Raw genomic sequence first — 13,278 nt, 5'->3', positions numbered from 1 at the left:
AGGGGTGGGCGCACGGTGGTGGACTCCTGGGAACGGGCCCGGCACATCCTGGAGGTGGCGGGCCTGGACCCCGGCCACCTCGCCCACCTCGCCCCGCTGACCGGCGGCACGTACAACACCGTCGAGGAACTCCGCCTCGCCGACGGCACCCGCTACGTGCTGAAGATCCCGCCCGCGGCGGCCACCCCCGGCCTCCGCCACGAGCGCAGGCTCCTCGTCTCGGAGGCCGAGTTCTACCGCTCGGCCGCCCGTGCCGGGGCCCCCGTGCCCCGACTGGTGGCCATGGGGGACGACTTCCTGCTGATGACGGCCTGCCCGGGCGACTCCTGGGACGGCTCGCTCAGCGACGCGGAACAGACCGCGCTGCGCACGGAGCTGGGGCGCCGGACGGCCCGGCTGCACCGCGTCACGGGCCCGGGCTTCGGCTATCCCTCCGGCGCCCTCGGCCCGCTCGCGCCCGACTGGCGGACCGCGTTCACGACGATGTTCGACGCCGTCCTCGACGACGCCCGGCGCTACGGGGCGCGGCTGCCCCGCCCCGTCGACGCGGTGGCCCGTACCGCCCGGTCCGCGTACGGCGCCCTCGACGAGGTCACCGTCCCGTGCCTCGTGCACTTCGACCTGTGGCGGGGCAACATCCTGGTCGACCGCTCGGCCGGAGACGCCCGCATCGGCGGCCTCATCGACGGGGAGCGCATGTTCTGGGGCGACCCCCTGGCCGACTTCGTCTCCTTGGCGCTGCTGGGCGACATCGAGCAGGACGAGGCGTTCCTGGCGGGCTACCGGGAGGCCGGCGGGCGGGCCCGCTTCGACGCCCCCGCCCGCCTCCGGCTGGCCCTGTACCGCGCGTACCTGTACCTGATCATGCTCACCGAGACGATTCCGCGCGAGGTCGGAGAGGAGCAGGAGCGCTGGGTACAGGAGGCGGTCGCTCCGGAACTGGTCGCGGCTCTGGAGGAGATCGAGGAGGCCTCCCGGCGCCTGGGTTGGTCCCATTGGGCGCGCTGAGGTTTCCCAGGTCACAGCGGAGGTACTCGCGTGGCGCCCGGACCAGCGAAGGGAGCACGCCGTGACCGACCACCGCCTCGAAGGACCCGGCGAGAACGGTGATCCCGTGCCGCGGGACATGCCGGACCAGCAGGCCGACGCCGGCGAGGACCCCTGGGAGGTCGCCCCGCGCTTCACGGGCACCGGCAAGGACCGCGAGGACGACGAGGACGAGGCCGACGAGCCTGTCGGCGATGTCCCCGACACCGACGAAGCGGGGACGGGACGGCAGGGGGAACCGCGCTCGGGAACCGTCCACCCCGAGCATCCGGCGCCGGACGAGTCCTCCGCCTGATCCTCCGCCGGAGCGCTGCTTCGCGCTCCGGCGGCGTGAGCGCCGATGGCCGCAGCCGACCGTGGGGGCCGGCTGCGGCCATCGGTCGTCTCGGTGGTCATACGGTGGGAGGACCCGGGGTCAACCCACCTTGCGTCCCCGCAACGGTTCCGTGCGTGCGCCCGCGCCCTGCTGAAGGCCCTGGAGGAACTCCTCCAGCACCTCGGTCGCCGTGCGCTCGGGCCGCCAGCCGAGTTCCGCGCGCGCACGCGTGCAGTCCATCAGGGGCAGCCGCAGCACGGCGTCGAACAGGTGCGGGGAGGCGGGCAGCAGGTGCAGGCCCCAGGCGGCGGCGATCGCCGAGCGGGCCGCGGTACGCGGCAGCCGCACCGGGCGCGCCCCGAGCATCTCGCCCAACACCTGCGCGTCGACCGACTGCTCGGCCGCCAGGTTGAAGGCGCCCCGGGCGTCGGAGTGCACGGCCAGCCGGTACGCGTGGGCCGCGTCGTCCGTGTGCAGCGCCTGCACCCGCAGTCCCGGGATGTCGGGCAGGAAGGGCAGCAGCTCCGGGCGGGCCAGCGGGCCGGGCAGGAAACGCCCGCCGAAGATCCGGCGCTGCTCGCTCGCGGACTGCCGCTTGAAGAGGAAGGCCGGCCGCATCCGCACCACTCGCGTCTCGGGGTGGTCGCGCTCGAACGTGTCCAGCGCGCGCTCCAGGTAGGCCTTCTCCCGGCAGTACGCGGCGTCCGGCCAGCCGTGCGTCGGCCATGACTCGTCCACCGCCCGGTCCTTCGGGCCCGGCGAGTACGCGCCGACCGACGAGGCGTGCACCAGCGCGGGCACGCCCGCTTCGGCCACCGCCTCGAACACCCGCATGCTGCCGAGCACATTGGTGCGCCAGGTCGCCGCCGGGTCGTGCGTCGGCTGGAACGCCCAGGCCAGATGGACCACCGCGGCCGCGCCCTGGAACTGCTCGGCCAGATCGGACTGCTCGGAGGAGAGGTCGACCGCCGACCAGTCCGTCTTCGGCGGCGACCAGTCGGGGATCCGCCGGGCCAGGCCCAGCACGGAGGTAACCTCCGGATCCTCCGAGAGGAGGCGCACGACGCTGGTGCCCACGTTGCCGGTGGCGCCCGTGACGACGACCCTCATGCCTGTTCCGCTGCTCACCATCCGCTCCTCTCGGCCGCGACCGTCCTCGGAGATGACCGAGTACCCGGGCCGGGGCGAATGCACCGGGGCAGCCGATCGCGCGCGGGCAGAGGAAAGCCCCGGCCGGACGGGGGAATCACGGCCGGGGCGGCTCAAGAGGTGGTTGTACGGCCCGGGGACACCGTCCCCTCCGTACCCACATGTTGTTCAACGGGGAACTACCTCTGGGTGTTCCGGGCGTGGACCCGGTTCGCGGTGATGTGTGTCACCGCTCCTCGTGCTCCGGGAGTATCTCGGCCCACAGGTTCTCGGCCTGGAGCAGCAGCGTGCCGAGCACCGCCGTGTGCTCGGCGCCCAGCCCGGCGTGCTCCCGCAGCCTGTCCTGCAGGTACCGGTGCAGCTCCCGCATCCTCTCCTCCCTCTCGTCGTCCGGGCGGGGATCCACGCTGCCGTTGAGCAGGCGGTCGGCCTCCGCGTTGCAGACCTCCCCGATCATGTCCAGCAGATCCGCGTACGAGCGCAGGACCGCACCCTCCGGCGGGGCGGGCGTGCGGTTGCCGTCCACGGCCACCGCGAGCGCCCGGGTCAGGGCGGTGACGTGCCCGGTGACGCGGCCGAGGCGTTCGTCCTCGTCCGGCGGCGGCAGGGGCATGTGCGGAACGCGGTGCAGGGCGCGCAGCGGGCCGTAGGTCAGGCGCAGGCTCTCCTGGCTCCAGCGGCGCGCCGAGCGCAACGCGTCCAGGCGGTGCTCCAGCCGTGCCGAGGCGTTGAGCCAGCCCGCGGCGGTCTGTGCGTCCCAGTCGCCCTCGTGCAGGTCCGCCGCGACGGAACGCAGCACGTCACCCGATTCCCGGGCGAGGGCCGCCAGGTTCTCCCGGACGTCCCGGAGGTGGATCGGCGGCAGCACGAGCGCGTTGACGGCGACGCCGATGACCGCGCCGAGTGCCGCCTGCCCCACCCGGTGCCCGACACCGTCCAGGCCGGCCATGCCCGAGGTGAGCGTGAACAGGGCCGTGGTCGCCGCGTAGATGCCCTGGTCGCCGAAGCGGGGCCAGTTCGAGAGCAGCATCAGCACCGGGACGGACAGGGCGAGCGCGCCCGTCGTGTCGCCGGTGAGGGCCAGCGATGCCGAGGCCAGCACGGTGCCGACGCAGATCGCCCCGAACTGCCGGGCGCCCTGCACCAGCGAGCTGTAGACGGTGGCCTGCACCAGCACCAGCGCGACCCACGGCGCCATCAGGGCCAGCGGGTCGCCCATCCAGACGCCGCCCACCAGCCAGGCGATCACCGCCGCCGCGGCCGCCTTCAACGACTGGACGACCAGGTCCCGCTCCCGCCCGGGCCCACGCCAGGCGGCCCGCACGGCCTCCACGGCCCGCCCCGTCTCCCGCCGCACGGCGTCCAGCGGCCGCGCGGAGCGCACCCCCTGCCCCAGATCCTCCATGCGCTCCCGCAACGCCTCGGCGGCGACCCGGCTGTCCACCACCTTGCGGGCCCGGTCCTCCCGGACCGACGACCTGTCCGTCCCCCGGCCGGGCGACGCCTCCTGGCCCGCCCGGCCGGCCGACGCGTTGCACGTCCGTGTCTCCTGGGCCGCCCGGCCGCTGCTCGTCTGGTGGTGTCCCGCGTCCCGGGCCGGCCGGCTGTCCTCCGGGTCGTCGGCCCCCTTCCCACGGGCCGTCCGGCTTTCCGGCACCTCGTCGTGTCCCACCCCCCGGGTCGGCCCCCCGGAGGGACCGGTGTCGTTCGCCGTCGCGGATTCGTCCTTTCGGCGGCCGAAGGCTTGAGCCGCCCGTCGAACCACACTCCTCACACGCGTCATGCGCTGCGGGTATCCGCGTGACCGGGGGTTTCACGCCGCCTCATGCCAGGGGACCGTCCCGCAGGGACGACAGCAGGTGCGCGGGGTCGGCGTAGACCGCGTCCGCGCCGGACTTCTCCAGGTCCGTGCGCGGGATGCCGCCGCACAGGACGCCCACACAGCGCACTCCGGCGCGGCTGCCCGCCCGCATGTCCCACACGGTGTCGCCGACGAAGGCCGCCCGCTCCGCCGGCACCCCGGCCAGTTCCAGGGCGTGCTCGACCGGCTCGGGCGCGGGCTTGCCCGCGTCCACGTCGTCGGCGCTGGCCGTGGCGGCGATGGCGTCGTCCGCGTCGATCGCCCGGCGCAGCGCGCTCAGCTCGGCGCCGCCGGCGGACGTGGCCAGCACCACCGTCCAGCCGTCCTGGTGCAGCCGCCGCAGCAGCGCCCCCGCCTCGGGCAGCGCGGGCAACCGGTCGAAGTACTGCCCGTACAGCGCCTTGTGCGCGGCGCTGATCGCCGCGTCCTGGTCCGTGTCCCGGTCCTCGCCGAGCAGGTGCGCGACGAGGTCGGTGGCGGCCAGGCCCACGGCCCGGTGAATGGCGTGCATCGGGACGTCGTGGCCCGCCTGCCGGAAGGCCTCCCACCACGTCACGACGTGCAGGTGGTTGGTGTCGACCAGCGTGCCGTCGACGTCGAACACGGCCGCCCGTCCCGCCTTCGCCATGCGTACGATCCCTTCCTCTCGGCCGGGCCCCGCGTCTGCGGCGTGATCCAAACGGCAGGCCCTGGCTCTCCGGCCCGCCCGGGTACCACCTCAGCCGCCCGCCACGCCGGACGGCACCCGCCGCTCATGGGTCCAGGCCAGCAGCTCGTCCAGGGACCACGTCGTCACCACCCGCTCGGGCGGCACCCCGCACTCCTCCGCCCGCGCGCACCCGTTGATCTGCCAGTCCAGCTGCCCCGGGGCGTGCGCGTCGGTGTCGACGGAGAACAGCACCCCCGCGTCCACGGCCCGGCGCAACAGCCGCCGCGGCGGATCGAGCCGCTCCGGCCGGCTGTTGATCTCCAGGGCCGTGCCCGTCTGCGCGCAGGCCGCGAACACCTGGTCCGCGTCGAACTCCGACTCGGGCCGCCCCCGCCCGGTCAGCAACCGCCCCGTGCAGTGCCCCAGCACGTCCGAGTGCGGGTCACGGACCGCGGCCACCATCCGCCGGGTCATCGACCGGGCGTCCATGCGCAGCTTGGAGTGCACCGACACGACCACGACGTCGAGGCGGTCCAGCAGCTCCGGCTCCTGGTCGAGCGAACCGTCCTCGAGGATGTCGCACTCGATGCCGGTCAGCAGCCGGAACGGCGCCCAGGTCTCGTTCAGGGCCGCCACCACGTCCAGTTGCTCCCGCAGCCGCTCGGCCGACAGCCCGCGGGCCACCGTCAGGCGCGGCGAGTGGTCGGTCAGAGCCGCCCACTCGTGCCCCAGCGCCGCCGCGGCCCGGCCCATCTCCTCGATCGGGCTGCCGCCGTCCGACCAGTCGGAGTGCAGATGGCAGTCGCCGCGCAGCAGCGCCCGCAGCTTCTCGCCGCCCCGTACGGCGGGCGGCTCCTTCGCCTCGCCCTCCAGCTTGCGCAGATAGCCCGGCACCTCACCGGCCAAGGCCTCCCGCACCACCTGCGCGGTCTTCGGCCCGACCCCCTTGAGCGACTCCAGCGACCCGGCGTCCGCCCGCCGGCGCACCTCGTCCTCGCCCAGCTCCTTCAGTACCCGGGACGCCGTACGGAAGGCGCGCACGCGGTACGTCGGTGCCAGGGACCGCTCCAGCAGGAAGGCGATCCGGTCCAGTGCCTCGACGGGATCCATCGTCACCTCCACCTCAAGGGTTCCCCAGCCACCTCAAGGGTTCCCCAGCGCCCGGCGGGCCGCACGACGGGCACGCGGTTTGCCCGGTACGCACCCGGGTACTGCGATGCCTCGTCCCGAACGCGCCGACGAGGAGGCCCGCCATGTCCGATCCCACCGCGTCCCCCGGCACGGTCGCCGTGGTCACCGGCGCCGACTCCGGCATCGGCAGGGCCACCGCCGTCCGGCTCGCCCAGGCGGGCATGGACGTCGGCATCACCTGGCACAGCGACCACAAGGGAGCGGAGGAGACGGCCGAGGAGGTCCGGGCGCACGGGCGGCGGGCCGAGGTCGCCCGGATGGACCTCACCCGGCTGCCCGACGCCGCCGACACGGTGGACGAGCTGTGCGAGCGCCTCGGCCGTCTCGACGTGCTGGTCAACAACGCCGGCACCGGCACCATGACGCCCTTCCTCGACCTGGAGCTGCCCGACGTGCGGGAGGTCCTCGACGTCGATCTGGTCGGGCCCTTCCTGTGTGGGCAGAAGGCGGCCCGCCACATGATCCGGCAGGGCGACGGTGGGCGGATCGTCAACGTCACGTCCGTCCACGAGCACCAGCCGCGCGTGGGCGCCGCCCCGTACTGCGCCGCCAAGGGCGGTCTCGGCCTGCTCACCCAGGTCATGGCGCTCGAGCTCGCGGAGTACCGCATCACCGTCAACGCCGTCGCGCCCGGCGAGATCTCCACGCCCATGACCGGGCAGGAGGACACCGACCCGCACACCGAGAGCCGCCCCGGCGTGCCGCTGGGACGGCCCGGCGACGCCCGCGAGGTCGCCGCTGTCATCGCCTTCCTCGCCGGCCCCGACGCCTCGTACGTCACCGGCGCCTCCTGGAGCGTAGACGGCGGCATGCTCCGTATGGGCCCGCAGGCCGGCTCGCACCTGACGAGCGACGACTGGCGCCGCCCCTGACTGAACCCCGCACTACCGCCGGTTGCGTTCTACGCTCGATGCATGACCGAAAGCGCGAGCCCGTACATATCCCACCCTCGGATCATGGTGCTCGGGGTGCAGCCGGGCACACCGCCGTTCCGGATCGTGGAGATCGACGGCCAGGTGGTCGGCGAGGCCAAGGCCGTCACCGACGTACTGTCGGCCGCCGCCGCGTTCGGCATCACGGTCCACGACCTGGACGATCCGGACGTGGTCCGCTGGGTCGGCGGCGACAAGTTCACCTGGACCGTGCACTAGGCCCCGACCGTGCACTAGGCCCCGACCGTGCACCAGGCTTCGACCGTGCGCTAGGACTTCTCGGGCGCCGGCTTCCTCCCCGCCCGACCCCCGCGCCGCCCGCGCGCGTGGACCGCGCGGCTCAGCCGGCGGCCCAGGAGCAGGTAACCGATCAGCGCGCCCCCGGTGTTCAGGATGACGTCGTCGATGTCGAAGGCGCGGCCGGTGACCAGCGCGCCCTGGGCGAACTCCACCAGCAGCATCACCACGGCGGTCAGCAGCAGCACGCGCAGGATGCCGCGGGTGCGCGGGGCGACGACGGGCACGAGGACGCCGAAGGGGAGGCCCAGCAGGATGTTGCCGCCGATCTGCCGGACGGCGTCCCGCAGTTCCGGCTGGTCGAGATAGGCCTTCAGCGAGCGGCCCGGATGCAGATTGGTGTGGGTCAGCGCCTCCGACGCGGGCGAGGGCTGGAGCGTGAGCCGGGCCAGCACCACGGCGAAGGCCACCATGAACATGAAGGCGCACAGCATCGCCAGCAGCCGCACGAGCAGCGGCAACTGGCGTCGCTCGCGGCCGGAGCCGGCCGTACGGGGACGTGAGGCTGCACCGGCCATTGTGTCCTCCAGACTTCAACTTCCCAGGGTGATAAGGCGGTTACCCAAGGGCGCGCCGACGATGCCGCCGAGGGCCGTTCCCGGCCACGGTTTCCCCGCCGTCCGCCGGGGCACTCCGCCCTGGGAGCCGCCGCGCGCCGTCACGTCCCGCAGCCGGGGCGGTGCTTGGATGACCGCCACAACGATCAGCGCCCGTGGAGGTGGCGTGTGAACCGGCGTACGACGCTCCTCACCGTGGCCGAGGTACCGCTGTGGTGGGCCGCGCTCACCGCGCTGTGGCTGGTGTTCGTCACCAGCGTCGACCCGCTGGAGCTCGCGGTCGGCGCGGGCGCGGCCCTCCTCGGGGCGCTCGCGGCGCGGGCCGCGCGACGGGCGGTGGCCGGACGGTGAACGGCTGGATCCTCGCGGCGACGCTCACCCTCGGCGCCGGCCTGGCGGCGGCCCTGTGGGGCGTCGCCACCGGACCGCTGCGGCGCCGGGTCGTCGCCCAGAACCTGTCCACGGCGGTGGCCTGCCCGGGCCTGCTGCTCCTCGCCCACGGCTACGACCGCCCCTCCTACGTCGATCTCGCCCTGGTTCTCGCCCTGCTCGGCCCGGTCGGCACGCTCGTCTTCGCCCGGCTGCTCGCCGCGGAACTGGCCGAGGACCCGCCCCGCGGTCGGCGCGCGACCTGGGCGGCGGCCGGACTCGGAGCCGTGGTCGTGCTGGCGCTGTGCGCGGTCACCGGGCCGGGCCGGGCGATGGCGAAGCTGCTGGTGACCGGCGCCCTGCTGATCGGCGGCAACCTCGTCGCCTCGCGGGCGCTGACCGATGCGGCCGGAGGCACACGCCGTGGATAGCGACGAGCAGGGGAGAGGGCAGCCGTGGACGAAGCCGTGATCGCCGTCGCGCTGGTGCTGGTGGCCGCCTGCGCGACCGTGGCCGTGGCCACCCGCGACCCCGTCCGCCAGGCCCTCGTGCTGTCCGTCCTCGGTGTCGTGCTCGCCGTGCTGTTCACCGTGCTCCAGGCCCCCGACGTGGGACTGTCACAGCTCGCGGTCGGCTCCGCGCTGACGCCGCTGTTGCTGCTGCTGACGGTCCGCAAGGTGAGACGGCGACGCGAGGGGAGCGGGAAGTGAGCCCCCGCACGCGGCTGTGGCTGGTCGCCGTGGGCGGCGCGGGCGTCGCCGCGCTGCTCGTCGCGGCCTGCCTGGGCCTGCCGGCCTTCGGCGGCGACCGTCACCCCTACGGCGACCGCGCCGTCGAGGCGTCCCTGGCCCACCGCACCGCCAACACCATCGCCTCCGTCAACTTCGACCAGCGGGCCTTCGACACGCTCGGCGAGCTGACCATCCTGTTCGCGGCCGTGCTCGGCTGCGTCGTCCTGCTGCGCCAGACCCGCGACGAGCACCGCGCCCGCCCCGAACCCGCCGAGGTCGCCCCGCCCGTACGCCGCTACGCCCTGCTCGTGCTGCCCGTCGCCCTGCTCATCGGCCTCTACGTCATCACGCACGGGCAGCTCAGCCCCGGCGGCGGCTTCCAGGGCGGCGTGGCCGCCGCGACGGCCCTGCACCTGCTGTACCTGGGCGCCGACTACCGCGCCCTGGAACGCGTCCGGCCGGTCGGACTGTACGAGGTGGGCGACGGAGTCGCCGTCTGCGCCTACCTCGTCACGGGCGTCGCGGCGCTGCTCGGCGGAGCCGCCTTCCTCGCCAACACGCTGCTGCCGCACGGCACGTTCAACACGCTGTCCTCCGGCGGCACGGTCCCGCTGCTCAACGCGGCCGTCGGCATGGAGGTCGCCTGCGCCGTCGTCGTGCTGCTCGCCCGCTTCCTGGACCAGGCCGTCGAGATCGAGGAGGAGAGCGGAACGTGAGGCCGCTGTGATGGACGTGTTCGCCTACCTGGTCGCCGCGTGGGTCTTCCTGGCCGGCTGCTACGGCCTGGCCACCAGCCGCAACCTCATCCACGCCGTCGGCTGTCTGTCGGTGTGCCAGTCCGCCACCTATGTGCTGCTGCTGGCCGTCGGCTACCGCGACGGGGCCACCGCACCCGTCTTCTCCGACCTGAAGCCCGGCGCGCGTCCGGTCGTCGACCCGGTCGTGCAGGCCCTGGCCCTCACCGATGTCGTCGTCGGCGCCACCGTCACCGCACTGCTCCTCGCCCTCGTCGTGCAGGTCTCCAAGCGGCACGGCACCGTCGACCCCGACGAACTGTCCGAGCTGCGTGGCTGATGCACCACCTGCTGCCGCTCCTCGTCGCCGTCCCGCTGCTCGGGGCCGCCCTGCTGGCCGCAGGGGGCCGCCGCGTGCCCCGGGCCGCCGCCGAGTCCGCCGGCTGTGCCGTCTCCGCCGCAACCGCGGCGCTCGCGGTCGTGCTCCTGCTCGACTCCTCGCCACCGCGGGTGGAGTGGGTGGGCGGCTGGGTGCCCGTGCGCGGCGAGAGCGTCGGGATCGCCCTGGTGGGGGACGGGCCGGGGCTCGGCATGGCCGCGCTCGCCTCGGCGCTGACCCTGGCCGCCCTGGTGTACTCCTGGCACTACTTCGACGAACCGCCGCGCGGGCACTCCGGATCGTTCCCGGCGCTGCTGCTGCTCTTCCAGGCGGGCATGTGCGGCTTCGCGATCGCGGGCGACCTGTTCAACGCGTTCGTGTGGTTCGAGCTGATGAGCGTCGTCGCCTACGCGCTGACCGGCCACCGGGTCGAGGAGGCCCGGGCCGTGCAGGGCGCGCTGACCTTCGGCGTCGTCAACTCGCTGGGCGCGTACGCGATGCTGATGGGCATCGGGCTGCTGTACGCCCGCACCGGCGAGTTGGGCATGACGCGGATCGGGCAGGAGCTGGACGCGCACGGCCCGCCCGACGCGCTGGTCCTCGCGGGATTCGTCCTGGTCCTGACCGGGCTGCTGGTCAAGGGCGCCGCCGTCCCGTTCCACTTCTGGCTGCCGGACGCGCACGCGGTGGCCCCCACCCCGGTCTGCATGCTGCTGTCGGGCGTCATGGTGGAGCTCGGGGCCTTCGGCGTGTGGCGGGTCTACGACACCGTCTTCTCCGGGCCGGGCGGGCTGCCCGCCGCCGACGTGGAGCGGGCCCTGGTGGCGCTCGGCGTGCTGACGGCGGTCATCGGCGCGGTCATGTGCTGGTACCAGCGGCACATCAAACGGCTGCTGGCCTACTCGACCGTCGCCCACATGGGGCTGTTCCTCACCGGCATCGGCACCCTCACACCGGAGGCGGACGACGGGGTCGCCCTGTACGTCCTGGGACACGCCGGGGTGAAAGCCGCGCTGTTCGCCTGCACGGGCATCCTCCTCGACCGGTACGGCTCGGTCGACGAGCACGCGCTGCACGGCCGGGCCCGGCGGCTGCGCGGAGTGGCCGCGCTGTTCGTCGCGGGCGGGCTCGGCCTCGCCGGACTGCCGCCGTTCGGCACGGCGCTCGGCAAGTCGGTCACGGAGGAGGCCGTGGGCGGCCCGCTCACCGTGCTGTACGTCCTGGCGAGCGCGGTCACCGCCGGGGCGGTCCTGCGGGTCGCCGCGCGCGTGTTCCTCGGCCTCGGCCCCAGGCCGGAGGAAGGGGACGCGTACGAGACGACCGGCTCCGGCGAGGAGCCCGAGACCCGGCAGCGGCTGAGCCGGGTCCCGGACACCATGACGGCGGTCCCGGCGGTGCTGCTCGCCGGATCCCTCGCCGTCGGTGTGGTCCCCGGTTTCGGCGGCGCGGTGGGGCACGCCGTGCAGGAGGCCGGAACCGGCGGCCTGGTGCACGTCTCCGTGCACTGGACCCCGCCCGGCGTCCTGCTCGGCCTGGCCTCCACCGCGCTGGCGCTCGCCCTCGCGGCGGTGGCCGTCACCCGGCCGCGGCTGCTCGCCGCGCCGGACCGGGCGCTGCCGCTGCGGCGCCTGCAGTCCGGGCACGTCGGGGACTACGTGGCGTGGCTGCTGGTGGGCACCACGCTGCTGGGCGCGCTGGCCCTGCCCGGGGTCCTCGGGAGCTGATCAGTTCCCGTACGAGACGCGCACCTCCTTGAAGCCCAGGGAACGCAGCAGGCCTTCGAGCATGCCCCTGGTGTTGGTCTCGGCGCGGGCGGTCAGTTCGCTCTCCTTGGCGGCGTCGCCGATGTGCCGTACCGCGAGTTTCTGCACGGCCTGTTCGCCGCCCGGATTGTCCGAGAAGAGGTCGCCGAGGCGGTCGAGGAGACCGCGCTGCTTGGAGACCGCGTAGGAACGGTCGGGGTCCAGGGCCGGCTTGCCCAGTCGCGCGTGCGGCAGCCGGAGCGTGGCGGACGTGCGGTCGCCGTTGACCTGCACGTCGTCGTCGCCGACCTTGCCCAGGTCGACGTAGGCGTCGACGGTTCCCGCACCGACGTACAGGGTGCGGGTGCCGCGGATCGCGTCGGGGAGGAACTTGGCGTCCTTCTCCAGGTCCACGACGACCTGGAAGTTGCCGGACGCGGCGTCGTAACGGCTGAGGTCCTGGACGGACTTCAGCAGCGCGGGGCCGGACCGGTCGTGGGTCTCGGAGCCGAACAGGTCCTTCAGGCCCGGGATCACGCTCAGCCGGATCCCGGCGAAGAACACGACGAGCACCAGCACGAGGGCGCCCACCACCTTCGCCCAGCCGGGCACGCGCCCAGGGAGACGCTTGACGGGAGTCGTCATGCGACGGCCCTCCTTCCTACTGTCCTGATGCCCGCCAGGAGCCTTGCCAGACCGGCCGGTTGAGGATGGAGGACGTCAGCGGAATCGCTGAAGGGCGCACGCGGGCATCACACCGGGCCCGACGCCGCCTCCGGCTGCTCCAAGGCCGCGTCCAGCGTCGGCTGCGGGGGCAGCAGCCGGGACAGGCCGGTGATCCGCAGGACGCGCAGCGTCAGGGGGTGGGCGCAGACGAGGAGCAGCTGTCCCTCCCGGTCGAGCACCCGGCTCCTGGCCCGGTACAGCAGCCGCAGGCCCGAGCAGTCGAAGAACTCGATCCCGCTGAGGTCGATCACGACCCGGGCGGCGCGGCGGTTCGTCTCCCGGTCCAGGTGCGGGGCGATCTCCGTGGCCGCGGCGAGGTCGATCTCGCCACGGAACTCCAGCACCGTGTGCCCCCGTTCCTGGCGGACGCGCAGATGCCGGGTGAGCGGTGCAGGTTCCTGCCGCACGACGAGATCGCCTCCAGCCTGCTCCGTGCGTGGGGAGGGGCCGCGGTCCTCAGAACCGTTCCCCGCCCTGCAAGTTACCCTCCAACGAGTGAATTTGAGCATGTTCGATTGACATATGTCTCTGAATTGCGGCCGGGTTGGCCGAGGTTCGCGCGGGAGCGTGCGCGGGAGTGAGCGCGGGTGTGATTCCC

At 73.9% G+C, this 13,278-nt stretch carries 17 protein-coding genes; 10 read left to right on the top strand and 7 right to left on the bottom strand.

The window, feature by feature from the left end:
- Positions 1–15 precede the first annotated feature (15 nt).
- Together ACZ3I3_RS15375 and ACZ3I3_RS15370 are read left to right on the top strand one after the other, a co-directional pair.
- On the top strand, positions 16–1,008 hold the full coding sequence (locus tag ACZ3I3_RS15375) for a phosphotransferase family protein (RefSeq protein WP_467365263.1): 993 nt from the start codon (positions 16–18) through the stop codon (positions 1,006–1,008).
- 61 nt (positions 1,009–1,069) lie between these two features.
- Positions 1,070–1,342, top strand: a complete 273-nt coding sequence (locus ACZ3I3_RS15370) for a hypothetical protein (RefSeq protein WP_467365261.1) — start codon at positions 1,070–1,072, stop codon at positions 1,340–1,342.
- 120 nt (positions 1,343–1,462) lie between these two features.
- Here the strand turns inward: ACZ3I3_RS15370 and ACZ3I3_RS15365 are convergent, their stop codons facing one another.
- From ACZ3I3_RS15365 to ACZ3I3_RS15350, 4 genes are all read right to left on the bottom strand, one after another.
- Positions 1,463–2,491 carry an SDR family oxidoreductase gene (locus ACZ3I3_RS15365; RefSeq protein ID WP_467365259.1) on the bottom strand — a complete coding sequence of 343 codons (1,029 nt, stop codon included), beginning with the start codon at positions 2,489–2,491 and terminating at the stop codon, positions 1,463–1,465.
- Positions 2,492–2,738: 247 nt separating this feature from the next.
- The gene (locus tag ACZ3I3_RS15360; protein WP_467365505.1) at positions 2,739–3,917 is read right to left on the bottom strand and encodes an FUSC family protein; all 1,179 of its coding nucleotides are present in this window, start codon (positions 3,915–3,917) and stop codon (positions 2,739–2,741) included.
- 418 nt (positions 3,918–4,335) lie between these two features.
- Positions 4,336–5,001 carry an HAD family hydrolase gene (locus tag ACZ3I3_RS15355; RefSeq protein WP_467365258.1) on the bottom strand — a complete coding sequence of 222 codons (666 nt, stop codon included), beginning with the start codon at positions 4,999–5,001 and terminating at the stop codon, positions 4,336–4,338.
- 90 nt (positions 5,002–5,091) lie between these two features.
- A complete protein-coding gene (locus ACZ3I3_RS15350; RefSeq protein WP_467365256.1) occupies positions 5,092–6,132 on the bottom strand; it encodes a PHP domain-containing protein in 1,041 nt (346 codons plus the stop codon).
- Between the two features lie 143 nt (positions 6,133–6,275).
- On the opposite strand from ACZ3I3_RS15350, the gene ACZ3I3_RS15345 reads away from it, so the two are divergent.
- Both ACZ3I3_RS15345 and ACZ3I3_RS15340 read left to right on the top strand, forming a co-directional pair.
- Complete coding sequence (locus ACZ3I3_RS15345; protein WP_467365254.1) at positions 6,276–7,085, top strand: SDR family oxidoreductase; 810 nt, start codon at positions 6,276–6,278, stop codon at positions 7,083–7,085.
- Positions 7,086–7,127: 42 nt separating this feature from the next.
- Entirely contained in the window at positions 7,128–7,364 is a 237-nt protein-coding gene (locus ACZ3I3_RS15340) for a hypothetical protein (RefSeq protein ID WP_356925774.1), read from the top strand.
- 50 nt (positions 7,365–7,414) lie between these two features.
- On the opposite strand, the gene ACZ3I3_RS15335 is transcribed toward ACZ3I3_RS15340, so the two are convergent.
- Positions 7,415–7,960: a VanZ family protein gene (locus ACZ3I3_RS15335; protein ID WP_467365252.1), complete on the bottom strand. Its 546-nt coding sequence runs from the start codon at positions 7,958–7,960 to the stop codon at positions 7,415–7,417.
- Positions 7,961–8,167: 207 nt separating this feature from the next.
- Between ACZ3I3_RS15335 and ACZ3I3_RS15330 the strand changes: the two genes are divergently transcribed.
- The 6 genes from ACZ3I3_RS15330 to ACZ3I3_RS15305 are packed head-to-tail and all read left to right on the top strand — an operon-like array spanning position 8,168 to position 11,936.
- Positions 8,168–8,350 (top strand): hypothetical protein, encoded by a 183-nt coding sequence (locus ACZ3I3_RS15330; protein WP_467365250.1) that lies wholly within the window; start codon positions 8,168–8,170, stop codon positions 8,348–8,350.
- Positions 8,347–8,799 carry a monovalent cation/H+ antiporter complex subunit F gene (locus ACZ3I3_RS15325; RefSeq protein WP_467365248.1) on the top strand — a complete coding sequence of 151 codons (453 nt, stop codon included), beginning with the start codon at positions 8,347–8,349 and terminating at the stop codon, positions 8,797–8,799. The genes ACZ3I3_RS15330 and ACZ3I3_RS15325 overlap by 4 nt, the downstream gene beginning before the upstream one ends.
- 24 nt (positions 8,800–8,823) lie before the next feature.
- Positions 8,824–9,078, top strand: coding sequence for a hydrogenase subunit MbhD domain-containing protein (locus ACZ3I3_RS15320; RefSeq protein ID WP_467365246.1), 255 nt, complete (start codon positions 8,824–8,826; stop codon positions 9,076–9,078).
- Entirely contained in the window at positions 9,075–9,815 is a 741-nt protein-coding gene (locus tag ACZ3I3_RS15315; protein WP_467365244.1) for an MnhB domain-containing protein, read from the top strand. Before ACZ3I3_RS15320 ends, ACZ3I3_RS15315 begins: the two co-directional genes overlap by 4 nt.
- A 10-nt stretch (positions 9,816–9,825) precedes the next feature.
- Positions 9,826–10,173 (top strand): sodium:proton antiporter, encoded by a 348-nt coding sequence (locus ACZ3I3_RS15310; protein ID WP_307173367.1) that lies wholly within the window; start codon positions 9,826–9,828, stop codon positions 10,171–10,173.
- Positions 10,173–11,936: a complex I subunit 5 family protein gene (locus ACZ3I3_RS15305; RefSeq protein ID WP_467365242.1), complete on the top strand. Its 1,764-nt coding sequence runs from the start codon at positions 10,173–10,175 to the stop codon at positions 11,934–11,936. The genes ACZ3I3_RS15310 and ACZ3I3_RS15305 overlap by 1 nt, the downstream gene beginning before the upstream one ends.
- On the opposite strand, the gene ACZ3I3_RS15300 is transcribed toward ACZ3I3_RS15305, so the two are convergent.
- Together ACZ3I3_RS15300 and ACZ3I3_RS15295 are read right to left on the bottom strand one after the other, a co-directional pair.
- Positions 11,937–12,599: a DUF4230 domain-containing protein gene (locus ACZ3I3_RS15300; RefSeq protein WP_467365240.1), complete on the bottom strand. Its 663-nt coding sequence runs from the start codon at positions 12,597–12,599 to the stop codon at positions 11,937–11,939. It lies immediately after the preceding gene.
- Between the two features lie 107 nt (positions 12,600–12,706).
- A complete protein-coding gene (locus ACZ3I3_RS15295; protein ID WP_356925778.1) occupies positions 12,707–13,087 on the bottom strand; it encodes an anti-sigma factor antagonist in 381 nt (126 codons plus the stop codon).
- Positions 13,088–13,278: the final 191 nt, after the last annotated feature.

The organism is Streptomyces sp. NPDC016851, from assembly GCF_055562795.1.
Note: the sequence above shows the minus strand (reverse complement) of the source record. Positions and strands in the feature narration are given on the sequence as shown.

Excerpts from the sequence above, each read along its gene's own strand:
- ACZ3I3_RS15310 (WP_307173367.1), top strand. The coding sequence starts at position 9,826 with ATGGACGTGTTCGCCTACCTGGTCGCCGCGTGGGTCTTCCTGGCCGGC.
- ACZ3I3_RS15305 (WP_467365242.1), top strand. The coding sequence starts at position 10,173 with ATGCACCACCTGCTGCCGCTCCTCGTCGCCGTCCCGCTGCTCGGGGCC.
- ACZ3I3_RS15300 (WP_467365240.1), bottom strand. The coding sequence starts at position 12,599 with ATGACGACTCCCGTCAAGCGTCTCCCTGGGCGCGTGCCCGGCTGGGCG.
- ACZ3I3_RS15345 (WP_467365254.1), top strand. The coding sequence starts at position 6,276 with ATGTCCGATCCCACCGCGTCCCCCGGCACGGTCGCCGTGGTCACCGGC.
- ACZ3I3_RS15335 (WP_467365252.1), bottom strand. The coding sequence starts at position 7,960 with ATGGCCGGTGCAGCCTCACGTCCCCGTACGGCCGGCTCCGGCCGCGAG.
- ACZ3I3_RS15360 (WP_467365505.1), bottom strand. The coding sequence starts at position 3,917 with ATGGAGGATCTGGGGCAGGGGGTGCGCTCCGCGCGGCCGCTGGACGCC.
- ACZ3I3_RS15350 (WP_467365256.1), bottom strand. The coding sequence starts at position 6,132 with ATGGATCCCGTCGAGGCACTGGACCGGATCGCCTTCCTGCTGGAGCGG.
- ACZ3I3_RS15355 (WP_467365258.1), bottom strand. The coding sequence starts at position 5,001 with ATGGCGAAGGCGGGACGGGCGGCCGTGTTCGACGTCGACGGCACGCTG.
- ACZ3I3_RS15340 (WP_356925774.1), top strand. The coding sequence starts at position 7,128 with ATGACCGAAAGCGCGAGCCCGTACATATCCCACCCTCGGATCATGGTG.